The 23,833-nt window shown below is 69.7% G+C and carries 24 protein-coding genes; 19 read left to right on the forward strand and 5 right to left on the reverse strand.

Annotation, left to right across the window (positions count from 1 at the left end):
- The first annotated feature begins 137 nt into the window (after positions 1-137).
- The 17 genes from MOJ79_RS13670 to MOJ79_RS13750 all read left to right on the forward strand — a co-directional run bounded on the left by MOJ79_RS13670 (position 138) and on the right by MOJ79_RS13750 (position 16,191).
- The gene (locus tag MOJ79_RS13670) at positions 138-497 is read left to right on the forward strand and encodes an NADH-quinone oxidoreductase subunit A (RefSeq protein ID WP_241924657.1); all 360 of its coding nucleotides are present in this window, start codon (positions 138-140) and stop codon (positions 495-497) included.
- Positions 498-611: 114 nt separating this feature from the next.
- Complete coding sequence (locus tag MOJ79_RS13675) at positions 612-1,088, forward strand: NuoB/complex I 20 kDa subunit family protein (protein ID WP_119288274.1); 477 nt, start codon at positions 612-614, stop codon at positions 1,086-1,088.
- Between the two features lie 12 nt (positions 1,089-1,100).
- Complete coding sequence (locus MOJ79_RS13680) at positions 1,101-1,700, forward strand: NADH-quinone oxidoreductase subunit C (RefSeq protein WP_241924658.1); 600 nt, start codon at positions 1,101-1,103, stop codon at positions 1,698-1,700.
- A gap of 3 nt (positions 1,701-1,703) precedes the next feature.
- The gene (locus MOJ79_RS13685) at positions 1,704-2,957 is read left to right on the forward strand and encodes an NADH-quinone oxidoreductase subunit D (RefSeq protein WP_119353305.1); all 1,254 of its coding nucleotides are present in this window, start codon (positions 1,704-1,706) and stop codon (positions 2,955-2,957) included.
- 8 nt (positions 2,958-2,965) lie between these two features.
- On the forward strand, positions 2,966-3,454 hold the full coding sequence (nuoE, locus tag MOJ79_RS13690; RefSeq protein WP_241924705.1) for an NADH-quinone oxidoreductase subunit NuoE: 489 nt from the start codon (positions 2,966-2,968) through the stop codon (positions 3,452-3,454).
- Positions 3,455-3,474: 20 nt separating this feature from the next.
- Positions 3,475-4,815 (forward strand): NADH-quinone oxidoreductase subunit NuoF, encoded by a 1,341-nt coding sequence (nuoF, locus tag MOJ79_RS13695; RefSeq protein ID WP_241924659.1) that lies wholly within the window; start codon positions 3,475-3,477, stop codon positions 4,813-4,815.
- Positions 4,816-4,835: 20 nt separating this feature from the next.
- The gene (gene nuoG / locus MOJ79_RS13700; protein WP_241924660.1) at positions 4,836-7,157 is read left to right on the forward strand and encodes an NADH-quinone oxidoreductase subunit NuoG; all 2,322 of its coding nucleotides are present in this window, start codon (positions 4,836-4,838) and stop codon (positions 7,155-7,157) included.
- A gap of 2 nt (positions 7,158-7,159) precedes the next feature.
- Positions 7,160-8,227 (forward strand): NADH-quinone oxidoreductase subunit NuoH, encoded by a 1,068-nt coding sequence (nuoH, locus tag MOJ79_RS13705; protein ID WP_241924661.1) that lies wholly within the window; start codon positions 7,160-7,162, stop codon positions 8,225-8,227.
- Positions 8,228-8,246: 19 nt separating this feature from the next.
- Positions 8,247-8,735 (forward strand): NADH-quinone oxidoreductase subunit NuoI, encoded by a 489-nt coding sequence (nuoI, locus tag MOJ79_RS13710; protein WP_119288288.1) that lies wholly within the window; start codon positions 8,247-8,249, stop codon positions 8,733-8,735.
- Positions 8,736-8,800: 65 nt separating this feature from the next.
- A complete protein-coding gene (locus MOJ79_RS13715) occupies positions 8,801-9,439 on the forward strand; it encodes an NADH-quinone oxidoreductase subunit J (RefSeq protein WP_241924662.1) in 639 nt (212 codons plus the stop codon).
- Complete coding sequence (gene nuoK, locus MOJ79_RS13720; RefSeq protein WP_210756971.1) at positions 9,439-9,750, forward strand: NADH-quinone oxidoreductase subunit NuoK; 312 nt, start codon at positions 9,439-9,441, stop codon at positions 9,748-9,750. Before MOJ79_RS13715 ends, nuoK begins: the two co-directional genes overlap by 1 nt.
- A gap of 7 nt (positions 9,751-9,757) precedes the next feature.
- Positions 9,758-11,794: an NADH-quinone oxidoreductase subunit L gene (gene nuoL / locus MOJ79_RS13725; protein ID WP_241924663.1), complete on the forward strand. Its 2,037-nt coding sequence runs from the start codon at positions 9,758-9,760 to the stop codon at positions 11,792-11,794.
- A 31-nt stretch (positions 11,795-11,825) separates the two neighbouring features.
- On the forward strand, positions 11,826-13,301 hold the full coding sequence (locus tag MOJ79_RS13730) for an NADH-quinone oxidoreductase subunit M (RefSeq protein WP_241924664.1): 1,476 nt from the start codon (positions 11,826-11,828) through the stop codon (positions 13,299-13,301).
- A gap of 19 nt (positions 13,302-13,320) precedes the next feature.
- Positions 13,321-14,805: an NADH-quinone oxidoreductase subunit NuoN gene (gene nuoN / locus MOJ79_RS13735; protein WP_241924665.1), complete on the forward strand. Its 1,485-nt coding sequence runs from the start codon at positions 13,321-13,323 to the stop codon at positions 14,803-14,805.
- Positions 14,806-14,844: 39 nt separating this feature from the next.
- A complete protein-coding gene (locus MOJ79_RS13740; protein WP_241924666.1) occupies positions 14,845-15,144 on the forward strand; it encodes a DUF2818 family protein in 300 nt (99 codons plus the stop codon).
- Positions 15,144-15,722 carry an NUDIX domain-containing protein gene (locus MOJ79_RS13745; protein WP_119288433.1) on the forward strand — a complete coding sequence of 193 codons (579 nt, stop codon included), beginning with the start codon at positions 15,144-15,146 and terminating at the stop codon, positions 15,720-15,722. Before MOJ79_RS13740 ends, MOJ79_RS13745 begins: the two co-directional genes overlap by 1 nt.
- A gap of 31 nt (positions 15,723-15,753) precedes the next feature.
- On the forward strand, positions 15,754-16,191 hold the full coding sequence (locus MOJ79_RS13750; protein ID WP_241924667.1) for a DUF1178 family protein: 438 nt from the start codon (positions 15,754-15,756) through the stop codon (positions 16,189-16,191).
- A gap of 45 nt (positions 16,192-16,236) precedes the next feature.
- Here the strand turns inward: MOJ79_RS13750 and MOJ79_RS13755 are convergent, their stop codons facing one another.
- From MOJ79_RS13755 to MOJ79_RS13765, 3 genes are all read right to left on the reverse strand, one after another.
- Positions 16,237-17,670, reverse strand: coding sequence for an FAD-binding oxidoreductase (locus tag MOJ79_RS13755; protein ID WP_241924668.1), 1,434 nt, complete (start codon positions 17,668-17,670; stop codon positions 16,237-16,239).
- Positions 17,671-17,751: 81 nt separating this feature from the next.
- Positions 17,752-19,167 (reverse strand): carboxypeptidase regulatory-like domain-containing protein, encoded by a 1,416-nt coding sequence (locus MOJ79_RS13760; protein ID WP_241924669.1) that lies wholly within the window; start codon positions 19,165-19,167, stop codon positions 17,752-17,754.
- A gap of 197 nt (positions 19,168-19,364) precedes the next feature.
- Entirely contained in the window at positions 19,365-19,781 is a 417-nt protein-coding gene (locus MOJ79_RS13765; RefSeq protein WP_241924670.1) for a DUF2069 domain-containing protein, read from the reverse strand.
- Positions 19,782-19,800: 19 nt separating this feature from the next.
- Here MOJ79_RS13765 and MOJ79_RS13770 point away from each other — a divergent pair, with 19 nt between their 5' ends.
- On the forward strand, positions 19,801-21,033 hold the full coding sequence (locus MOJ79_RS13770; protein ID WP_241924671.1) for a YihY family inner membrane protein: 1,233 nt from the start codon (positions 19,801-19,803) through the stop codon (positions 21,031-21,033).
- A gap of 25 nt (positions 21,034-21,058) precedes the next feature.
- Here the strand turns inward: MOJ79_RS13770 and MOJ79_RS13775 are convergent, their stop codons facing one another.
- Complete coding sequence (locus MOJ79_RS13775) at positions 21,059-21,874, reverse strand: alpha/beta fold hydrolase (protein ID WP_241924672.1); 816 nt, start codon at positions 21,872-21,874, stop codon at positions 21,059-21,061.
- Positions 21,871-23,172, reverse strand: a complete 1,302-nt coding sequence (locus tag MOJ79_RS13780) for an O-acetylhomoserine aminocarboxypropyltransferase (RefSeq protein ID WP_241924673.1) — start codon at positions 23,170-23,172, stop codon at positions 21,871-21,873. The genes MOJ79_RS13775 and MOJ79_RS13780 overlap by 4 nt, the downstream gene beginning before the upstream one ends.
- A 98-nt stretch (positions 23,173-23,270) precedes the next feature.
- Between MOJ79_RS13780 and MOJ79_RS13785 the strand changes: the two genes are divergently transcribed.
- On the forward strand, positions 23,271-23,741 hold the full coding sequence (locus MOJ79_RS13785) for a CBS domain-containing protein (RefSeq protein WP_241924674.1): 471 nt from the start codon (positions 23,271-23,273) through the stop codon (positions 23,739-23,741).
- Positions 23,742-23,833: the final 92 nt, after the last annotated feature.

The following is a 23,833-nucleotide window of genomic DNA, read 5'->3' on the forward strand; positions in this document are numbered from 1 at the left end:
GAAGATGTCACCCCGGTGGCCGCGCAGCGGCCCTGACAGTTTCGTGCAGGGTTCGGCCAGCATGCTCGGGATCACTGCGGTGGCCTCGGCACGCAAGGCCGGAAAGCCGACCGAGCGATCACGACACCGCCGAGACCATGGACCTGCAACAGTACCTGCCCGTCATTCTGTTCATCCTGGTCGGGGTGGCGGTGGGCGTGGCGCCGCAGGTGCTCGGCTTCCTGTTCGGCCCCAACCGGCCCGACCCCGAGAAGAACTCGCCCTACGAGTGCGGGTTCGAGGCGTTCGAGGACGCACGCATGAAGTTCGACGTGCGCTACTACCTCGTCGCGATCCTGTTCATCCTCTTCGACCTCGAGATCGCGTTCCTGTTCCCGTGGGCGGTGGCGCTGCACGAGATCGGCGCCACGGGCTTCTGGGCCATGATGGTCTTCCTCGCCATACTCGTCGTCGGCTTCGTCTACGAGTGGAAAAAGGGCGCGCTCGACTGGGAGTGAACATGGGGCTCCTCGTGCGACGACACCGTCGGCCGATCCCCCGAGGGGATGCGGGCCGGCTCGGCAGCGACGCGGCGCTCGGCCTGCGCGCGGTGATGGCCATGGAGTAGTGCAATGGGCATCGAAGGCGTTCTGAAGGAAGGCTTCGTCACCACCTCGGTCGACAAGCTCGTCAACTGGTCCAAGACCGGCTCGCTGTGGCCGATGACGTTCGGCCTGGCGTGCTGCGCCGTCGAGATGATGCACGCGGGCGCGGCGCGTTACGACATCGACCGCTTCGGCATGCTGTTCCGGCCGAGCCCGCGCCAGAGCGACCTGATGATCGTCGCCGGCACGCTGTGCAACAAGATGGCGCCGGCACTGCGCAAGGTCTACGACCAGATGGCCGAGCCGCGCTGGGTGCTCTCCATGGGCTCGTGCGCCAACGGCGGCGGCTACTACCACTACAGCTACTCGGTCGTGCGCGGCTGCGACCGCATCGTGCCGGTCGACGTCTACGTGCCCGGCTGCCCGCCCACCGCCGAGGCGCTGCTCTACGGGATCCTGCAGCTGCAGAACAAGATCCGGCGCGAGAACACGATCGCGCGCTGAGGAACACGACGCATGAGCGAACGACTCGACCGGCTCGAAGCCGCGCTGAAAGGCGCGCTCGGCGAGCGCATCCAGGCTTTCAAGCGCGAACGCGGCGAGATCACGATCACGGTCCGTGCGGCCGACAGCGTTGACGTCGCGCGCACGCTGCGCGACGACCCGGCGCTGAAGTTCGAGCAGCTGATCGACCTCGCCGGCGTCGACTACTCGACCTACAAGGACCAGCCCTGGGAGGGGCCGCGCTTTTGCGTCGTCTCGCACCTGCTGAGCGTCAGCCACAACTGGCGCTTGCGGGTGAAGGTGTTCGTGCCCGACGACGACCTGCCGCTCGTGCCTTCGCTGACCAGCATCTGGAACTCGGCCAACTGGTTCGAGCGCGAGGCCTTCGACCTGTTCGGCATCGTGTTCGAGGGCCACGAGGACCTGCGCCGCATCCTGACCGACTACGGCTTCATCGGCCACCCGATGCGCAAGGACTTCCCGGTCTCGGGTCACGTCGAGATGCGCTACGACCCCGAGCGCCGCCGCGTGATCTACCAGCCGGTGACGATCGAGCCGCGCGAGATCACGCCGCGCATCGTGCGCGAAGAGAACTACGGCGGACTCCACTGAGCCATGGCCGAGATCAAGAACTACACCCTCAATTTCGGGCCGCAGCACCCGGCCGCGCACGGCGTGCTGCGCCTGGTGCTCGAGCTCGACGGCGAGGTCATTCAGCGCGCCGACCCGCACATCGGCCTGCTGCACCGCGCGACCGAGAAGCTCGCCGAGACGAAGACGTTCATCCAGTCGCTGCCGTACATGGACCGGCTCGACTACGTCTCGATGATGTGCAACGAGCACGCCTACTGCCTGGCGATCGAGAAGCTGCTGGGCATCGAGGTGCCGCTGCGCGCGCAGTACATCCGCGTCATGTATGCCGAGATCACGCGACTGCTGAACCACCTGCTGTGGCTGGGCTGCCACGGCCTGGACTGCGGCGCGATGAACATCTTCATCTACTGCTTCCGCGAGCGCGAAGACCTGTTCGACATGTACGAGGCGGTCTCGGGTGCGCGCATGCACGCGGCGTATTTCCGTCCCGGCGGCGTCTACCGCGACCTGCCCGACCGCATGCCGCAGTACCAGGCGAGCAAGATCCGCAACGCGCGCGCCGTCGCCGAACTCAACGCCAACCGGCAGGGCTCGCTGCTCGACTTCATCGACGACTTCACGCAGCGCTTCCCGAAGTATGTCGACGAGTACGAGACGCTGCTGACCGACAACCGCATCTGGAAGCAGCGCACGGTGGGCATCGGCGTCGTCAGCCCCGAGCGGGCGCTGAACCTCGGCTTCACCGGGCCGATGCTGCGCGGCAGCGGCATCGCGTGGGACCTGCGCAAGATGCAGCCGTACGACGTGTACGACCGCGTCGAGTTCGACGTGCCGGTGGGGTCCAACGGCGACACCTACGACCGCTACCTCGTGCGCGTCGAGGAGATGCGCCAGTCCAACCGCATCATCAAGCAGTGCGTCGACTGGCTGCGCGCCAACCCCGGGCCGGTGATCACCGACAACCACAAGGTCGCGCCGCCGTCGCGCGTGAGCATGAAGAGCAACATGGAGGAGCTGATCCACCATTTCAAGCTCTTCACCGAGGGCATGCACGTGCCCGAGGGCGAGGCCTACGCCGCCGTCGAGCACCCGAAGGGCGAGTTCGGCATCTACCTGATCAGCGACGGCGCGAACAAGCCGTACCGGCTGAAGATCCGCGCGCCCGGGTTCGCGCACCTGTCCGCGCTCGACGAGATGGCGCGCGGGCACATGATCGCCGACGCGGTGGCGATCATCGGCACCATGGACATCGTGTTCGGCGAGATCGACCGATGAGCGCAGCGATGAAGTTCAGCGACGAGACGCTCGCGCGCTTTGCGCGCGAAGTGGCCAAGTACCCCGCCGACCAGAAGCAGTCGGCCGTCATGGCGTGCCTGGCCATCGTGCAGCAGGAGCAGGGCTGGGTGTCGCAGGACGCCGAGGTCGCGCTGGCCGAGTACCTCGGCATGGCGCCGATCGCGGTGCACGAGGTGACGACGTTCTACAACATGTACAACCAGCAGCCGGTGGGGCGGTTCAAGCTCAACGTCTGCACCAACCTGCCGTGCGCGCTGCGCGGCGGTGACCAGGCGCTCGCGCACCTGTGCGAGCGTCTCGGCGTCGAGGAAGGCGGCACGACGGCCGACGGCCGGTTCACGGTGCAGCAGTGCGAGTGCCTCGGCGCCTGCGCCGACGCGCCGGTGATGCTGGTCAACGACCGCCAGATGGTCAGCTTCATGACGAACGAGCGCCTCGACGAACTGGTCGAGGTCCTGAAGGCGCAAGCCCAGTGAGCCATCTCGGAGCGCACGCCATGCTCGACCTCTCCCGCTTCCAGGCCACCGGCCGCGAGACCTGCTTCCACGGCCGCCACATCGCGCCGCAGATCTACGCCGGCCTCGACGGCAGCAACTGGCGTCTGGCCGACTACGTCGCGCGCGGCGGCTATTCGGCGCTGAAGAAGGTCCTCGGCAAGGACGGCGGCGAGGGCATGACGCCCGAGCAGGTCATCGCCGAGGTCAAGACGAGCGCGCTGCGCGGCCGCGGCGGCGCCGGCTTTCCGACCGGCCTGAAGTGGAGCTTCATGCCGCGGCAGTTTCCCGGCGCGAAGTACCTCGTGTGCAACAGCGACGAGGGCGAGCCCGGCACCTGCAAGGACCGCGACATCCTCGCCTACAACCCGCACATCGTCATCGAGGGCATGGCGATCGCCGCCTATGCGATGGGCGTGAAGACCGGCTACAACTACATCCACGGCGAGATCTTCGAGGTCTACGAGCGCTTCGAGCAGGCGCTCGAAGAGGCGCGCGCCGCCGGCTTCCTGGGCGAGAACATCCTCGGCAGCGGCTTCAGCTTCCAGCTGCACGCGCACCACGGCTTCGGCGCCTACATCTGCGGCGAGGAGACGGCGCTGCTCGAGTCGCTCGAGGGCAAGAAGGGCCAGCCGCGCTTCAAGCCGCCGTTTCCGGCCAGCTTCGGGCTGTACGGCAAGCCGACGACGATCAACAACACCGAGACCTTCGCGGCGGTGCCGTGGATCATCAACCACGGCGGCCAGGCCTACCTGGAGGTCGGCAAGCCGAACAACGGCGGCACCAAGATCTTCTCGATGGTCGGCGACGTCGAGCGCCCGGGCAACTACGAGGTGCCGATGGGCACGCCGTTCGCCAAGCTGCTCGAGCTCGCCGGCGGTGTGAAGGGCGGCGCGCTCAAGGCCGTGATCCCCGGCGGCTCGTCGGCGCCGGTGCTGCCGGCCAAGGTCATGATGGACCTGACGATGGACTACGACGCGATCGCGAAGGCCGGCTCGATGCTCGGCTCGGGCGCCGTGATCGTGATGAACGACACCCGCTGCATGGTGCGCAGCCTGCTGCGCCTGAGCTACTTCTACCAGCACGAGAGCTGCGGCCAGTGCACGCCGTGCCGCGAGGGCACCGGCTGGCTGTGGCGCATCGTCCACCGCATCGAGCACGGCCAGGGCCGGCCGCAGGACCTCGACCTGCTCGACTCGGTGGCCGACAACATCAAGGGGCGCACGATCTGCGCGCTCGGTGACGCGGCGGCGATGCCGGTGCAGGGCATGCTCAAGCATTTCCGCGACGAGTTCGTGCACCACGTCGAGCACAAGTCCTGCCTCGTGCCGGCCCACGTCTGAGCATCGGTTGAGCGACACCCATGGTTGAGATCGAACTCGACGGCCGCAAGGTCAGCGTGCCCGAGGGCAGCATGGTGATGCACGCCGCCGACGCGGCGGGCACCTACATCCCGCACTTCTGCTACCACAAGAAGCTCAGCATCGCGGCCAACTGCCGCATGTGTCTGGTCGACGTCGAGAAGGCGCCCAAGCCGATGCCGGCCTGCGCGACGCCGGTCACGCAGGGCATGGTCGTGCGCACGAGGAGCGACAAGGCGGTCCAGGCGCAGAAGGCGGTGATGGAGTTCCTGCTCATCAACCACCCGCTCGACTGCCCGATCTGTGACCAGGGCGGCGAGTGCCAGCTGCAGGACCTCGCGGTGGGCTACGGCAAGTCCGCCTCGCGCTACACCGAGGAAAAGCGCGTCGTCTTCCCGAAGGACGTCGGCCCGCTGATCTCGATGGAGGAGATGAGCCGCTGCATCCACTGCACGCGCTGCGTGCGCTTCGGCCAGGAGATCGCCGGCGTGATGGAGCTCGGCATGGTCCACCGCGGCGAGCACAGCGAGATCACGACGATCACCGGCGGCACCGTCGACAGCGAACTGTCGGGCAACATGATCGACATCTGCCCGGTCGGCGCGCTGACGAGCAAGCCGTTCCGCTACCGCGCACGCACCTGGGAGCTCAGCCGCCGCAAGAGCGTCAGCCCGCACGACAGCACCGGCGCCAACCTGATCGTGCAGGTCAAGGGCAACCAGGTGCTGCGCGTCGTCCCGTTCGAGAACGAGGACGTCAACGAGTGCTGGATCGCCGACCGCGACCGCTTCAGCTACGAGGCGCTGAACACCGACCGGCGCCTGACCGCGCCGATGATCAAGCAAGATGGCGCCTGGCGCGCGGTCGACTGGACGACCGCGCTCGACTACGTCGCCGACGGTCTCAAGCGCATCCGCGCCGAGTTCGGGCCGCAGGGCATCGGCGCGCTCGGCGCGCCGTCGAGCACCGTCGAGGAGCTGCACCTACTGGCCAAGCTGGTGCGCGGGTTGGGCAGCGACAACGTCGACCACCGCGTGCGCCACGCCGACTTCACGCCGCCGGCGGGCATCCGCTGGCTCGGCATGCCGATCGCGTCGCTGTCGACGCTGCAGCGCGCTTTCGTCGTCGGCTCGTTCCTGCGCAAGGACCATCCGCTGTTCGCGCAGCGCCTCCGCCAGGCGGTGCGCCACGGCGCCGAGGTCTCGAGCCTGAACGCGGTGCACGACGACTGGGCGATGCCGGTGGCGCACCGCCTGACCGCCGCGCCCAGCGGCTGGCTGCAGGCGCTCGCCGACGTCGCGACGGCGGTGGCGGCGCGCACCGGTGCGGCGGCCCCGGTGCCCGGCACCGCAACGCCCGCGGCCGACGCCGTCGCCGCGTCGCTGCTCGCCGGCGAGCCGAACGCGACGAAGAAGGCGGTTCTGCTCGGCAACGCCGCCGTGTGGCACCCGCAGGCCAGCGCGCTGCTCGGCCTGGCGGGCTGGATCGCACAGCAGGTCGGCGCCACGGTCGGCGTGCTCGGCGAGGCCGGCAACAGCGTCGGCGCGCAGTGGGTCGGCGCGATGCCGAAGGCCGGTGGCCTGAACGCCGGCCAGATGCTGACGCAGCCGATGAAGGCGCTGCTGCTGCTGAACGTCGAGCCGGCGTTCGATGCCGCCGATCCCGCGGCCGCGGTCGCGGCGCTGAAGGGCTCGGGCATGGTCGTCGCGCTGACCGCGTTCAACGACGCCGTCGTCGAGCACGCCGACGTGATGCTGCCGATCGCGCCGTTCACCGAGACGGCGGGCACCTTCGTCAACGCCGAGGCACGCGTGCAGCGCTTCCACGGCGTCGTCAAGCCGCTGGGCGACGCACGCCCGGCGTGGAAGGTGCTGCGCGTGCTCGGCAACCTGCTCGGTCTGCCGGGTTTCGAGCACGAGACGATCGACGACGTGCGTGCCGAGGCGCTGCCCGACGAGGCGGCGCTCGCGGCGCGGCTCGACAACGCGGCGCCGGTGGCCGCACCGCAGGCCGCGGCCGGCGGGCTCGAGCGCATCGCCGACGTGCCGATCTACTGCACCGACGCCATCGTGCGCCGTGCGCCGTCGCTGCAGCGCACCGCCGACGCGAAACCCCCGGTGGCCGGGCTGCCGGCGGTGCTGTGGCGCGAGCTCGGCCTGCAACCCGGCGACAGGGTGCGCATCACGCAGGGGGCGGCCCGTGCCGTGCTGCCGGCACGCGAGGACCCGACGCTGGCACCGACCGCGGTGCGCGTGAGCGCGGGCCACCCTGATACGGCCGCGCTCGGCGCGATGTTCGGGCCGATCGCGGTGGAGAAAGCCTGACCATGCTCGACCAAGTCCATCAGATCGGCGAGGCGGCGCTGGGCAGCGGCGGCTGGGCCGTCGTCTGGAGCCTCGTCAAGATCGTCGCGGTGGTGCTGCCGCTGATGCTCTGCGTCGCCTACCTCACGCTGTGGGAGCGCAAGGGCATCGGCTTCACGCAGATCCGGCTCGGCCCCAACCGCATCGGGCCGGCCGGCCTGCTGCAGCCGATCGCCGATGCGGTCAAGCTGATCTTCAAGGAGATCATCCGCCCGACGGCGGCCAACAAGGGCCTGTTTTTCCTGGGGCCCGTGATGACGATCATGCCGGCGCTGGCGGCGTGGGCCGTGATCCCGTTCGGCCCCGAGGTGGCGCTGGCCAACATCAACGCCGGGCTGCTGTTCCTGATGGCGATCACGTCGCTCGAGGTCTACGGCGTGATCATCGCCGGCTGGGCGAGCAACTCGAAGTACGCCTTCCTCGGCGCGCTGCGCGCGAGCGCGCAGATGGTGAGCTACGAGATCGCGATGGGCTTCGCGCTCGTCGTCGTGCTGATGGTGTCGGCGAGCATGAACCTGACCGACATCGTGCTCTCGCAGGACCGCGGCACCTTCGCCGAGATGGGGCTGAACTTCCTGTCGTGGAACTGGCTGCCGCTGCTGCCGGTGTTCCTTGTGTACTTCATCGCGGGTCTGGCCGAGACCAACCGCCACCCGTTCGACGTCGTCGAGGGCGAGAGCGAAATCGTCGCCGGCCACATGATCGAGTACTCGGGCATGAGCTTCGCGATGTTCTTCCTCGCCGAGTACGCCAACATGATCCTCGTGAGCACGCTGTGCGTGATCATGTTCCTCGGCGGGTGGCTGCCGCCGATCGACTCGCCGGTGTTCAACGCGATCCCGGGCTGGATCTGGCTCGCGCTGAAGACCTTCGTCGTCGTCACGATGTTCCTCTGGGTGCGCGCGACGTTCCCGCGCTTCCGCTACGACCAGATCATGCGCCTGGGCTGGAAGATCTTCATCCCGGTGACGCTGGTGTGGCTGGTCGTCGTCGGACTGTGGATCCAGTCGCCGTGGAACATCTGGAAGTGAAGACCCGGGAGACGAGGACATGTCCGCGGTGAAAGACTTCTTCTCCAGCTTCCTGCTGCTCGAGCTGTTCAAGGGCATGGCGCTGACCGGGCGCCACTTCCTGCGCAAGAGCATCACGATCCAGTACCCGGAAGAGAAGACGCCGCTGTCGCCGCGCTTCCGCGGCCTGCACGCGCTGCGCCGCTACGACAACGGCGAGGAGCGCTGCATCGCGTGCAAGCTGTGCGAAGCGGTGTGCCCGGCGATGGCGATCACGATCGAGTCCGACGTACGCGCCGACGGCACGCGGCGCACGACGCGCTACGACATCGACCTGACGAAGTGCATCTTCTGCGGCTTCTGCGAGGAGAGCTGCCCGGTCGACTCGATCGTCGAGACGCACATCTTCGAGTACCACGGCGAGAAGCGCGGCGACCTGTACTTCACGAAGGACATGCTGCTCGCGGTCGGTGACCGCTACGAAAAGGAGATCGCCGCCAACCGGCAGGCCGACGCACCGTACCGCTGAGGCGCTCGCCGACCGCCGCCGCGGCCCGCGACCGGCCCGCGGCGGCGTCGTACGGCCCGAACACCATGAACACGATGACCGCGCTCTTCTACGTCTTCTCGGCCGTGCTGCTGTTCGCGGCATTTCGCGTCATCACCGCGCGCAGCACGGTGCACGCGGCGCTGTACCTCGTGCTGGCATTCTTCAGCGCGTCGTGCGTGTGGATGCTGCTCGAGGCGGAGTTCCTCGCGATCGCGCTCGTGCTCGTCTACGTCGGCGCCGTGATGGTGCTGTTCCTGTTCGTCGTGATGATGCTCGACATCAACACCGACAAGTTCCGCGAGAACTTCTGGAAGCACTTCCCGCTGGCCGGCGCAGTGGGCGCCGTCATCGCGCTCGAGATGGCGCTCGTGCTGATGGGCGGCTTCGACCTGCCCGACGCGCCGCGCCCCACCCCCGAGCAGGTGGCGATGGGCAACACCAAGCTGCTGGGCATCGAGATCTACACCAACTACCTGTACCCGCTGCAGCTCGCCGCGGTGCTGCTGCTGCTGGCCATCGTCGCCGCGATCGCGCTGACGCTGCGCCGGCGCAAGGACACGCGCTACATCGACCCGGCCGAGCAGGTCAAGGCGCGCAAGGCCGAGCGCCTGCGCGTGGTGCAGATGCCGCCGGTGGTCGACCGGCCGGCCGTGGCCAAGGGCGCCGAGGAGGGGCAGGCATGATGGGGCCGATCACGCTGGGCCACTTCCTGTCGCTGGGCGCGATCCTGTTCGCGCTGTCGGTGATCGGCATCTTCCTCAACCGCCGCAACCTGATCGTGCTGCTGATGGCGATCGAGCTGATGCTGCTCGCCGTCAACCTGAACTTCGTCGCGTTCTCGCACTACCTCGGCGACATGGCGGGGCAGGTCTTCGTGTTCTTCATCCTGACTGTGGCTGCCGCCGAGTCGGCGATCGGCCTGGCGATCCTCGTCGTGCTGTTCCGCAACCGCTCGTCGATCGAGGTCGAGGAGCTCGACACGCTCAAGGGATGACCACGACATGGCAGCGGAACTGAACCCCAACCTCCTGCTCGCGGTGCCGCTGGCGCCGCTGGTCGGCGCCGTCGTCGCCGGCCTGTTCGGTCGCGCCGTCGGCCGGCGTGGCGCGCACACGGTCACGATCCTCGGCGTCGCCGTCGCGTTCGTGCTGTCGGCGCTCGTGCTCAAGGACGTCGCGCTGCACGGCGCGCGCTTCGACGCGACGATCTACGAGTGGATGGTCGTCGGCGGCCTGAAGATGGAAGTCGGCTTCCTCGTCGACGGGCTGACGGCGATGATGATGTGCGTCGTGACCTTCGTGTCGCTGATGGTGCACGTCTACACGATCGGCTACATGGCCGACGACCCGGGCTACCAGCGCTTCTTCGCCTACATCAGCCTGTTCACGTTCTCGATGCTGATGCTCGTGATGAGCAACAACTTCCTGCAGCTGTTCTTCGGCTGGGAAGCGGTGGGCCTCGTGAGCTACCTGCTGATCGGCTTCTGGTACAAGCGGCCGAGCGCGATCTTCGCGAACCTGAAGGCCTTCCTCGTCAACCGGGTCGGTGACTTCGGCTTCATCCTCGGCATCGGCCTGATCGCCGCCTACGCCGGCACGCTGAACTACGCCGAGGCCTTCGCGAAGGCCGGCGAACTCGCGACGCTGACCTTCCCCGGCACCGGTTGGATGCTGCTGACGGTGGCGTGCATCTGCCTGTTCATCGGCGCGATGGGCAAGAGCGCGCAGTTCCCGCTGCACGTGTGGCTGCCCGACTCGATGGAGGGCCCGACGCCGATCTCGGCGCTGATCCACGCCGCGACGATGGTCACCGCGGGCATCTTCATGGTCGCGCGCATGAGCCCGCTGTTCGAGCTGTCGGACACGGCGCTGAACTTCGTGCTCGTCATCGGCGCGATCACCGCGCTGTTCATGGGCCTGCTGGGCATCATCCAGAACGACATCAAGCGCGTCGTCGCGTATTCGACGCTGAGCCAGCTCGGCTACATGACGGTCGCGCTCGGCGCGAGCGCGTACTCGGTCGCGGTGTTCCACCTGATGACGCACGCGTTCTTCAAGGCGCTGCTGTTCCTCGCCGCGGGCAGCGTGATCATCGGCATGCACCACGACCAGGACATCCGCAACATGGGCGGCCTGCGCAGGTACATGCCGATCACGTGGATCACGGCGCTGCTGGGCTCGCTGGCGCTGATCGGCACGCCGCTGTTCTCGGGCTTCTACAGCAAGGACAGCATCATCATGGCGGTCGAGGCGAGCACGCTGCCGGGTGCAGGCTTCGCGACGTTCGCCGTCGTCGCCGGCGTGTTCGTCACGGCGTTCTACTCGTTCCGGATGTACTTCCTCGTCTTCCACGGCGAGGAGCGCTTCCGCCACAAGCCGTTCCCGCCGGAAGACGACCACGCGCACGACGATCACGGCCACGGTGACCACCACGACGCGACGCCGCACGAGTCGCCGTGGGTCGTCACGGCGCCGCTCGTGCTCCTGGCGATTCCGTCGGTCGTGATCGGCTACCTGACGATCGGCCCGATGCTGTTCGGCGACTTCTTCGCCGGCGCGATCGTCGTCGACGCCGCGAAGCACCCGGCGATGGCGCAGCTGGCCGAACACTTCCACGGCGCCGCGGCGATGGCGCTGCACGGGCTGCAGACGCTGCCGTTCTGGCTCGCGGTGGCTGGCGTCGCGACCGCGTGGTGGTTCTACCTGAAGCAGCCGGCGATTCCGGCGGCGATCGCGCGCGCGCTGCGGCCGCTGGTCACCGTGCTCGAGAACAAGTACTACATGGACTGGTTCAACGAGCACGTGCTGGCGCGCGCCGCGCGCGCGCTCGGCACCGGCCTGTGGAAGGGCGGCGACCAGACGCTGATCGACGGTCTCGTCGTCAACGGGTCGGCGCGCGTGGTCGGCTGGCTGTCGGGTGTCGTGCGCGTCATCCAGACCGGGCACCTGTACTGGTACGCGCTGGTGATGATGCTGGGCGTGTTCGCCCTGATGACGTGGCAGCTGTGGCCGCACCTGACGGGCCTCGTCGGGCGTTGAGGCGACGACGAGACGGGCGGAGCGAAGAACAATGGGTCTGTTGAGTGTTGCCATCTGGCTGCCGATCGCGGCGGGCGTCGTGCTGCTCGCGCTCGGACGCGACCAGTACCGCGACGTCGTGCGCTGGATGGCGCTGGCCGGTGCCGTGGCCGGCTTCCTGGTGACGATCCCGCTGGTGACGGGCTTCGACGCGAGCACGGCGCAGATGCAGTTCGTCGAGAAGCTGCCGTGGATCGAGCGCTTCAACGCGCACTACCACCTCGGCGTCGACGGCATCTCGGTGTGGTTCGTGCTGCTGACGGCGTTCATCACCGTCATCGTCGTGATCGCCGGCTGGGAAGTCATCGAGGAGCGCGTCAACCAGTACATGGGCGCGTTCCTGGTCCTGTCGGGGCTGATGATCGGCGTGTTCGCCGCGCTCGACGGTCTGCTGTTCTACGTCTTCTTCGAGGCCACGCTGATCCCGATGTACATCATCATCGGCGTGTGGGGAGGGCCCCGGCGGGTCTATGCGGCGTTCAAGTTCTTCCTCTACACGCTGCTCGGCTCGCTGCTGATGCTGATCGCGCTGATCTACCTGTACTGGAAGTCCGGCGGCAGCTTCGCTATCCTCGACTGGCACCAGCTCCCGATTCCGATGGCCGCGCAGGTGCTGCTGTTCTTCGCGTTCTTCGCGGCGTTCTCGGTCAAGGTGCCGATGTGGCCGGTCCACACCTGGCTGCCCGACGCGCACGTCGAGGCCCCCACCGGCGGCTCGGTCGTGCTGGCGGCGATCATGCTCAAGCTCGGCGCCTACGGTTTCCTGCGCTTCTCGATGCCGATCGCGCCCGACGCGTCGCGCGAGTACGCGTGGTTCATCATCGCGCTGAGCCTGGTGGCCGTGGTCTACATCGGGCTGGTCGCGCTGGTTCAGCGCGACATGAAGAAGCTCGTCGCGTACTCGTCGATCGCGCACATGGGCTTCGTGACGCTGGGCTTCTTCATCTTCGAGGAGCTCGGCGTCGCCGGCGGCCTCGTGCAGATGATCAGCCACGGCTTCGTCTCGGGCGCGATGTTCCTGTGCATCGGCGTGCTGTACGACCGCGTGCACTCGCGCGAGATCGCCGATTACGGCGGCGTCGTCAACACGATGCCGAAGTTCGCCGCCTTCGCGGTGCTGTTCGCGATGGCCAACGCCGGCCTGCCGGGCACCGCCGGTTTCGTCGGCGAGTGGATGGTGATCCTCGCGACCGTCAAGGTCAACTTCTGGCTCGGCATGCTGGCCGCGACGACGCTGATTTTCGGTGCGGCGTACACGCTGTGGATGGTCAAGCGCGTGTACTTCGGCGACGTCGCCAACGACCACGTGAAGGCGCTGACCGACATCAACCGGCGCGAGTTCGCGATGCTCGCGGTGCTGGCCGTCGCGGTGCTGGCGATGGGCGTGTACCCGAAACCGTTCACCGACGTGATGCAGGCGTCGGTGACGCAGCTGCTCGACCACGTCGCGCAATCGAAGCTGGATTGACACCGCCCGCTGGAACGAAATGAACGAGCTGAACTGGATGGTGGGCCTGCCGCAGGTCGTGCTGCTGGCGGCGGTGGCCGCGGTCGCGCTGGTCGACCTGTTCGTCACCGACGCGCGCCGGCGCCCGACGTTCTGGCTGGCGCAGGCGTCGCTGGCCGTCGTCGCGCTGCTGCACTTCGACGCGCTGTCGGCGGGCGAGAGCCTGGTCGGCATGCAGGGCCTGATGGTGTCGGACCCGCTGGGTCACCTGCTGTCGCTGTTCGCGACGCTGGCCACGATGCTGACGATCGCCTACGCGCAGCCGTACATCGCGTCGCGCGAGATGCTCAAGGGCGAGTTCTTCTCGCTGGCGATGTTCGCGCTGCTGGGCATCGGCGTGATGGTGTCGGCCAACAACTTCCTCGTCGTCTACCTCGGCCTCGAGATCATGAGCCTGTCGCTGTACGCGCTCGTGGCGCTGCGGCGCGACCACGCCACCGCGACCGAGGCGGCGATGAAGTACTTCGTGCTCGGCGCGCTGGCCAGCGGCTTCCTGCTCTACGGCCTGTCGATGATGTACGGCGCCACCGGCTCGCTGCAGCACGACGAGGTGTTCGACGCGATCCAGAGCGGGCGCATCAACGAGGAAGTGCTCGTCATTGGCATCGTGTTCATCGTCGCCGGGCTGGCGTTCAAGTTCGGCGCAGTGCCGTTCCACATGTGGGTGCCCGACGTCTACCACGGCGCGCCGACGGCGGCCACGCTGCTGATCGCCGGCGCGCCGAAGCTGGCCGCGTTCGGCATGACGATCCGCCTGCTGCACGAGGCGCTCAACGGGCTGGCCGCCGACTGGCAGCAGATGCTGATCGTGCTCGCGGTGGCGTCGCTCGTGATCGGCAACTTGGTGGCGATCGCGCAGACCAACCTCAAGCGGATGCTGGCGTACTCGACGATCGCGCAGATCGGCTTCGTGCTGCTCGGCCTGACGCCCACCGTCGTGGCCGGCAACACGCTGTCGGCAGCCAACGGCTACAGCTCGGCGCTGTTCTACCTCGTGACCTACGTGCTGACGACGCTGGGCACGTTCGGACTCGTGATGCTGCTCGCGCGCCAGGGCCACGAGTGCGACCAGATCGCCGACTTCGCCGGCCTGGCCAGGCGCAGCCCGTGGCTGGCCGGCGTGATGACGGTGTTCATGTTCTCGCTGGCCGGCATCCCGCCGACGGTGGGCTTCTACGCCAAGCTCGCGGTGCTGCAGGCGCTGGTGACGACCGCCTCGACCGGCTACATCGTGCTCGCCGTCGTCGCCGTGCTGCTGTCGCTGGTCGGCGCGTTCTACTACCTGCGCGTCGTCAAGGTGATGTACTTCGACGAGCCGGCCGACGCGGCGCCGGTCACGTGGGTGCCGCACGGCGCGGGCGCGCTGCTGGCGGTCAACGGCGCCGCGGTGCTCGTGCTCGGGCTGCTGCCCGGCGGCCTGATGGCGCTGTGCCGCGACGCGATCGTCAAGGCGCTGGCCGGCTGAGCACGGAACCACCCACCGCGCTCGCAGGTCGAGATGTCCATGACGCATTCCGCCGAGGTGTGGCTGGTGCTGCTCGTCGCACTCGTGCTCGCCAACCTGCCGTTCGTCAACGAGCGCCTGTTCGTCGCCGGGCCGCGGCTCGCACGCAAGCACCTGGGCTGGCGCGTGCTCGAACTGCTGGTGTACGGCGGCGTCGCGCTCGCAGTCGGCTTCGGGCTCGAAGCCCGCGTCGGCCAGCGTCAGCCGCAGAACTGGGAATTCTACGTCGCCGCGCTGTGCCTGTTCGTCACGTTCGCTTTCCCGGGCTTCGTGTGGCGCTACCTGCGCCGCGGCGCGTGATGGCCGACGACGAGCACCTGCGCGAGTCGCGCGTCGCCAGTGAGGTCGTCTTCCGCGGTGCGCTGCTCGACGTGCGCCGCGACCGCGTGCGGCTACCCGACGGCCGCGAGGCCACGCGCGAGTACATCGTGCACCCCGGTGCCGTCGTCGTCGTGCCGCTGCTCGACGACGGTCGGCTCGTGATGGAGCGCCAGTTCCGCTACCCGCTCGGGCGCGTGCTGCTCGAGCTGCCGGCCGGCAAGATCGACGCCGGCGAAGGGCCGCTGGCCACCGGCGTGCGCGAGCTCGCCGAGGAAACCGGCTACACCGCGCGCGAGTGGGCGCGCGCCGGGCTGATGCACAACGCGGTGGGCTACTCCGACGAGCGTATCGAGATCTGGTTCGCGCGCGGCCTGACGGCGGGAGCCTCGCGGCTCGACGACGGCGAACACCTCGAGGTCGTGCTCGTCGACCCCGCCGAGCTCGACGCGATGGCCGCGCGCGGAGAGGTCACCGACGTCAAGACGCTCGTCGGCCTGCTGTGGTTGCAGCGCTGGCGCGCTGGCGCGTGGCCGCTGCGCTGGCAACCCGCACCGTGAAGGTTTCGTGACGGCCGCCGATAATGCGGCCATGAAAGTGCTCGACCTGCGTTGTTCCCACGGGCACCGATTCGAAGGCTGGTTCGCCAGCGACGACGAGTTCCTCGACCAGAACGGCCGCGGCCTGATCGAATGCCCGCTGTGCGGCGACCGCGTCGTCACGCGGCTGCCGAGCGCGCCACGGCTGAACCTGTCGGGCGTGCGTGCCGACGAGGCACCGCCACCCGCGGCCGCTGCGCAGCCCGACCTGCAGGCGCTGTGGCTGAAGGCCGTGCGCCACGTGCTGGCGACCACGGAAGACGTCGGCGACCGCTTTGCGGAAGAAGCGCGGCGCATCCACTACGGTGAGGTCGAGGCCCGCGGCATCCGGGGTCACGCCACGCCCGAGGAGCGCGAATCGCTGCGCGAGGAGGGCATCGAAGTCGTCGCGCTGCCGGTGCCGGCCGCGCTGAAGGAGCCGCTGCAGTAGCGCGCAGCGGGCACCGCGTTCGCCCGAGACGCGCGGCGGGCCGGCTCAGAGCACGCGGCCGGGGTTCATCACGCCCACCGGGTCGAGCGCGGTCTTGATCGCGCGCATCAGCCGCAGCGCCACCGGGTGCTTGCGCCGTGCGAGTTCGTCGCGCTTGAGTGCGCCGATGCCGTGCTCGGCCGAGATCGAGCCGCCGTGCGCCATCACCGCGTCGAACACCAGCGCGTTGACGGCGTGTTCGCGCTCGCGCAGGAACGCCGCCGCGTCGACGCCGACCGGCGCCTGCACGTTGTAGTGCAGGTTGCCGTCGCCGAGGTGGCCGAAGTCGACCAGCCGCACGCCGGGGAACGCGGCTTCGAGCGCCGCGTCGGTGGCCGCGACGAAGTCCGGGATGCGCGACACCGGCAGCGCGATGTCGTGCTTGATGTTGAGCCCTTCCTCGGCCTGCGCCAGCGGAATCGACTCGCGCAGGTGCCACAGCGCCCTCGACTGCGCGACGCTCTCGGCGACCACGGCGTCGGCGATCAGCTGCGCGTCGAGCGCGTCGGCGAGCAGCGCCTCGAAGGCCTCGCGCGCGTGCGCCTCGCTTTCGCCGTCGGAGAGTTCGAGCAGCACGGTCCACGCCGGCGCCGCGTCGCCGGCGAACGGTTGTGCGAGTTGCGGGAAGTGGCGCGCGACCAGTTCGAGCGAGAAGCGGTTCATCACCTCGAACCCCGTCAGCCCGGCGCCCAGGCGGGCGCGCGCGCGCTCGAGCAGCCGCACCGCGTCGGCGATCGACGCGCAGGCGGCCAGCGCCGTCATCACGGCGGCGGGGCGCGGGAACAGCTTCAGCGTCGCGGCGGTGATCACGCCCAGCGTGCCTTCGCTGCCGATGAACAGGTCGCGCAGGTCGTAGCCGGTGTTGTCCTTGCGCAGGCCCGACAGCCCGTCCCACAGCTCGCCCTGTGCCGTGACGACCTCGAGCCCGAGGCACAGCTCGCGCGCGTTGCCGAAGCGCAGCACCTGCGTGCCGCCGGCGTTGGCCGCGAGGTTGCCGCCGATCGTGCAGCTGCCCTCGGCGGCGAGGCTGAGCGGGAACAGCAGCCCCGCGTCGTCGGCGGCCTGCTGCACCGCCTGCAGCACGCAGCCGGCTTCGACGGTGATCGTCAGGTTGGCCGCGTCGATTTCGCGCACGCGGTTGAGCCGCTGAAGGCTCAGCAGCACCTGCGTGCCGCTGCCGTCGGGCACGCCGCCGCCGACCAGCCCGGTGTTGCCGCCCTGCGGCACGATCGCCACGCCGGCGTCGGCGCAGGCGCGCACGACAGCGGCCACCTCGACCGCAGTGCCCGGCCGCACGACGGCCAAGGCGCGGCCGCGCCAGCGCTTGCGCCAGTCGACTTCATAAGCCGAAAGGTCGCCGTGCGTCGCCGTCGTCAGCACATGCGCATCGCCGACGATCGCGCGCAGCGTCGGCAGCAGGTTCGTCGGGCCGCCGTTCATCACGCGCATTTTCGCAAAGCAGGGCTTGCGGCCGATTCCGAAGGGCTGCCCTATCGACCCCCCAGCGGACGTGGCGCCGGGTTAGGGAATGCCAACGATGAACGGGACCTCGAACGTGCCGCTGCCGTGCCGCACCTCGATACGGCCGAGCAGTGCGCGTCCCGATGCGAAGGCGCCGGGTGCATCGGCCTGCACCATCCAGCGCAGCCGGTACGTTGGCAGGCTCAGGCTCAGCAGTCGGCCGACGGTACCGTACAGCGGTAGCAGCTGTTCGGCGCTTTCGGCGTACAAGAACGCACCGCCGGTGCGGTTCGACAGGTCGGCCAGCGCCTCGACGTCGATCTGGCTCGACAGCCCGATCGTGAACACGCGCACCCCTTGAGCCAGCGCGCCGGCCACCGACTGGTTGCGCCGCGCGAGGCATGCGGCGGCGTTGCCGCAGTCGGTGTCGATGCCGTCGGTGAACAGCACGACGGCCTTGCCCTGGCCGGGAGCGACGCTCGGGTCGGTCGCCACGCTGTCGCGCAGCGTGTCGAGCGCGGCATACATCGGCGTGTTGCCCCCCACCTGCTGCGCCAGCGCATCGAGGTCGGGGAAGAACGCCATCGCGCCAGCGGGGCCGCGGAACGGGCCGAACGTGGCCAGCGGCGGGGTCGGGATGCGCGCATCCGATCCGCCGGCGAAGGCCGCGATGCGTGCCGCGTCGCCTGAGCCCAGACCGGAGAGGAAGGCCTTGGCCGAGTACAGGCGTGCACCGGTTGGGTCGGACTGCGCGATGCTGCCGCTCTGGTCGAGCAGCAGTGCCGCTGCATACGGCTGCGGCGTGCCCCCAGCCACGACTTCCAACTGCAAGGGGAGCGCGGGCAGCGGGGTGTACGCCACGTCGTGCGCCAAAGACGTGCCACGCACGCAGTCCGCTCGGTCGACGGTGGCTGCATCGGGCGCGCAGGGCAGCAGCACGAAGCTCGAGGCGTCGAGACCGCCAAGCGGCTGACCGTCGCCGTCGACGGCCACGACTTCGATCTCGAACGTGAGCGTTTGCTGGGCCATGCCGACGACCGGCGCAAACCCGCTGCGCGTCGTCAGCGAACCACCGGCCGGCGCTGTGGCGCGGTCGAGCGTGACGGTGACGTCCCGGCGCTGGCCGCGCACGACGTCGGCGGTCGCCACGCGCTCGCGGAACGACGCGCGCGTCACCGTCAGTGACGCGGTGCCGTTCGGCTCGTTGAAACCGATCACGGCGATGCCGGCTGGATTGGTCGTCGCCGTTTGGCTCGATCCGCCGAGCGTGCCGCTCACCGTGGCGCCAGGCACCGCAGCGCCGAACGCATCGATGACGGTGACCTGCAGGAAGCCCACCGAACTTGCCGGCGGCAGCGAGCCGCCACCGCCGCCGCCTCCACAAGCGGCCACGGCGACGGTGACGGCCAGCGCGAGCCACGTCGTCAACCAGCGACGGCCGATCGCGCAGTCTGCTTGAGGCGTCGAGTCGGTCATGGTGCGAGCCTTTCCTTCACAGCGATTGCATCGACGCTACGCGCGACGCGATACCCCTCCAGCGGGCAATCCATGTGCGCATTATTGGAAGCACCGGCACGCCTTTCGAACGTGAGACTGTAAGAACGTGACTTCGTGCCACACCCGGTTGCGGGGGCCGCGTGCACGCCGCCGCGGCGCGCTGCGAGTGGGGCGCTCTACGTCCGGTTGACGGCGGCTGACCCGCGCCCGGCCGCCTGTCTGAACCGCCAGCGCACGTGCAGCGCGCACGCCGTGAACAGCACCAGGCACAGCACGACCTGGATCGCGGCCAGCACCGCACTGAGCCCGCTGTCGCTCGTCGCGCGCACGACGCCCTCGGTGAAGTACAGCCACACCAGCAGGCTGACCCAGCGGTAGGTGTACATGCGGTGTTTCAGCAGCCCGGCGATCGGGATCGCCAGCGGCAGCACCTTGAGCACCAGCGTGCGGTTGCCGGTGGGTGCCAGCCACAGCTCCCATGCGAGGCCGAGCACGATCATCGCGAGCAGGCTGCCGACCGCCATCGCGCGCGTCAGCCGCACGACGCCGTCGGGCGCTGCGGGCTCGGCGGGGAGGGTGGTCGCGTCGGGCATGGCTGGCATCATAGGCCGCATGAGATCGCCCCTCGCGACCGTGGCCCAGGTGCGCAGCCGCACGGCCGAACTGCTGGCCACGCTGCACGACTGGCCGTGGATGGCGACGCTGTCCACGCTGCGCCAGCGCTTCCGCGAAGACCACCTCAGCCTGACGGCGAGCAGCCTGACGTTCACGACGCTGTTCGCGCTCGTGCCGCTGGTCACGGTGGCCTTCGCGGTGCTGTCGATCTTCCCGCTGTTCGCCGACCTGCGCGGGCGGCTCGAGACGCAGGTGCTGCCCGCGTTCGTGCCGGCCGAGATCGCCAAGCCGGTGCTCGCGGCGCTGACGCGCTTCGCCGACCGCGCGCTGGCGATGGGCGGCGTCAGCGTCGCGGTGCTGCTGGCGTCGGCGCTGGTGCTGCTGTTCACGATGGACGGCGCGCTCAACGCGATCTGGCGCGTGCGCCGGCCGCGCCCGCTCGGCCAGCGTGTGCTCGTGTACTGGGCGGCGCTGACGCTGGGGCCGCTGGTGCTGGCCGTCAGCGTGACGGCCAGCTCGTGGGCGCTGTCGGCGGCGGCCGGCTGGGTCGGGCCGATGCCGGGGCTCACGCGCGCGCTGCTCGCCGCGTTCGAGTTCGGCCTGCTCGCCGCGACGATGGCGGGCCTGTACCACTACCTGCCCAACACCGACGTGCGCTGGCGCCACGCGTGGGCCGGCGGGCTGTTCGTCGCGGTCGGCATCGAGCTGGCCAAGCAGGCGCTGGGCTGGTACGTGCGCGCGTTCCCGGCCAATGCCGCGATCTACGGCGCCGCGGCCGCGCTGCCGGTGTTCCTGCTGTGGATCTACACCGTGTGGGCCATCGTGCTGCTCGGCGCCGTGATCGCGGCCTACGCACCAAGCCTGTCGATGCGCGTCGCGCGGCGGCCGCCGTCGCCCGGCGACCGCTTCGAACTCGCGCTGGTGCTGCTGCGCGAGCTGGCGCGCGCGCGCAGCCTGCCGGCGCGCGGGTGGTCGCTGCCGTCGCTGGCGTACCAGCTGCGGCTCGACCCGCTGCAGATCGAGCCGGTGCTCGACACGCTGATTGCGCTCGACTGGGTCGGCCGCCTCGACGAAGGCGGCGACCCGCGCCACGTGCTGGCCTGCGACCCGGCGACGACACCGGTGGCGCCGCTCGTCGACGCGCTGCTGCTCGCGCCGAGCAGCGCGACGGCCGCGTTCCGTGACCGCGCCGGGCTGGCGCGGCTGACGCTGGCCGACGTGCTCGGCTGACGCGCGCGCGCCGCGGGGCGGCGTCTCAGGCGGCCGCCGCCGGCGCGAACGCCGCCCGCAGCGCCGCCAGCGTCGCGTCGGGCGCCTCGGCCATCAGCGCGTGGCCGGCGGGCACCGTCAGCACGCGCGCTTTCAGCGCCTGCGCGAGGTCGCGTGTGGCCTTCGGCGACGTCATCTGGTCGCGCTCGCCGAGGATCAATGTTGCCGGGCAGCGCACCTGTGCGGCGGCCTCGAGGCCGTGCGCGTAGGCGTCGCACAGCGCGAAGTCGTGGTGGAACAGGTTGATCTCGCACTGCGCCGCGAGCACGCGCCGCCCCAGCGCGCGCGCCGAGCCGTGCAGCCACATCCCCGGCCCCGGGAACGACGGCTTGGCCGCGATCGTCGAGTGCGAGAACACGGTCACCATGTCGATCGCCTTCAGCGGGTCGTCGCGCGACGTCGCGAGCAGCGCCTCGGACACCTTCATCGGGTACGCGGTGCCCAGCAGCGCGAGGTGCGTCACGCGCTCGGGCGCGCGCCCCGCCGCCTCGAGCGCGATCAGCGAGCCCATGCTGTGGCCGGCGAGCGCCGCGCGCTGCACGCCGGCCGCGTCGAGCAGCGCCAGCGTCCAGTCCGCGAGCGCCTCGATGCTCGGCAGCACCGGGCCGGCGCTGCGCATGTGGCCGGGCTGGTCGACCGCGAGCACGCCCCAGCCGTGGTGCGCGAACCAGCGCGCCAGCAGTGTCCACACGCTGTGGTCGTTGAGCGCGCCGTGGATGAAGACGACGGTGGGCAGCGCCGCATCGAACGGCTTGCCGCCGGTGTACGCGTAGGCCTCGCGGCCGTGGACGGTCAGTTTCATGGCGCGGCCTTCTCGGCGGCGCGCAGCGCGCGCTTGAGGTCGTCGATCAGGTCGTCGGGGTCCTCGAGCCCGATCGACAGCCGGATCGTCCCCGGCTCGATGCCCGCGCGCGCGAGCGCCGCGTCGTCCATGCGGAAGTGCGTGGTGGACGCCGGGTGGATCACCAGCGAGCGGCAGTCGCCGACGTTGGCGAGGTGGCTGAAGAGCTTGAGCGCCTCGATGAACGCGCGGCCCTGGGCGCGCGAGCCCTTCAGGTCGAAGCTGAAGACGGCGCCGCAGCCGCGCGGCAGCAGCTTTTTGGCCAGCGCGTGGCTCGGGTGGCTCTCGAGCTCGGGGTAGCCGACGCGCGCGACCAGCGGCTGGCGCACGAGGAAGTCGACCACCTTGCGCGTGTTGTCGACGTGGCGTGCCATGCGCAGCGGCAGCGTCTCGAGGCCCTGCAGCATCAGCCACGCGGTGTGCGGGCTCATGCAGGCGCCGAAGTCGCGCAGCCCCTCGCGGCGTGCGCGCAGCAGGAAGGCGCCGACCGTGCTCTCCTCGGTGAACACCATGCCGTGGAAGCCGGTGTACGGCTCGTTCAGCTCGGGAAAGCGCGGCGACGCCGACCAGTCGAACGTGCCGCCGTCGACGAGCACGCCACCGACGACGGTGCCGTGGCCGCAGAGGAACTTGGTCGCCGAGTGGAAGACGAGGTCGGCGCCGTGCTCGAAGGGCTTCATCAGCCACGGCGTCGTGAACGTCGAGTCCACCAGCAGCGGCAGCCCGGCGTCGTGCGCGACCTGCGCCACCGCCGGGATGTCGAGCACGTCGAGCCCCGGGTTGCCGAGCGTCTCGCCGAACAGCAGCCGCGTCTGCGGCCGGATCGCGGCGCGCCACGCGTCGACGTCGCCCGGCGCGACGAACGTCGTCGTGATGCCGAAGCGCGGCAGCGTGTAGGCGAGCAGGTTGTGGCTGCCGCCGTACAGCGCGCTGCTGGCCACGATGTGGCTGCCCGCGCCGGCGATCGTCGCGATCGCCAGGTGCAGTGCGGCCTGGCCGCTGGCGGTTGCGATGCTGCCCACGCCGCCCTCGAGCGCCGCGATGCGCTCCTCGAACACGGCGTTCGTCGGGTTGCTGATGCGGCTGTAGACGTGGCCCGAGCGCTCCATGTTGAACAGGCTCGCGGCGTGTTCGGAGCTCTCGAACACGAAGCTCGTGCTCAGGTGGATCGGCAGCGCGCGCGCGCCGGTGGCGGGGTCGGGCGCGGCGCCGGCGTGCAGCGCCAGCGTGTCGAAGCCGGGGTCGGAAGGTCCGGGCATGGCAGGGCGCGAACCCGGGGTTCGCGGGGTGTCGTGCTGCGGCGATTGTGGGCTATATTGCCCCGACGGGACCCGCGCAACGGGCGAGGAGACGGCCGATGAAAGTCCACGACATCCTGCGCGTCAAGGGCGGCACGCTGTTCACCGTGTCGCCCGACCAGCCGCTGTGGCACGCCTGCCAGACGATGGCCGAGCACGACATCGGCTCGCTGGTCGTGATGGAGCACGGCGAGCTGGTCGGCATCCTGACCTTCCGCGAAGTCATCGCGGCCGTCGTGAACAACGGCGGCAAGGTCGGCGACACGGTCGTGCGCACCGTGATGGACGACTCGCCGCTGACCTGCACGCCCGAGACCGAGCTCGACGAAGTGCGCCGCATCATGCTGCAGCGCCACGCGCGCTACACGCCGGTGATGGACGGGCGCACGCTGATGGGCGTGATCAGCTTCTACGACGTCGCGAAGGCCGTCGTCGAGGCGCAGGACTTCGAGAACCGCATGCTCAAGGCCTACATCCGCGACTGGCCGGTCGAGGAAGGCGAGCAGCCCGCGGCGCAGCCGCAGGCCTGACGGCGGCGTCGCGGCTCGCGCGCGTGCGGCGGGCCGCGGCTTGTTGCGCGCCGGGCGACGGTCTGCACGCCGCTTCGGGCGCGGCGTCGCGG

The sequence above is a fragment of the Calidifontimicrobium sp. SYSU G02091 genome (assembly GCF_022631395.1).
GTDB classification, from domain to species: domain Bacteria; phylum Pseudomonadota; class Gammaproteobacteria; order Burkholderiales; family Burkholderiaceae_C; genus Calidifontimicrobium; species Calidifontimicrobium sediminis.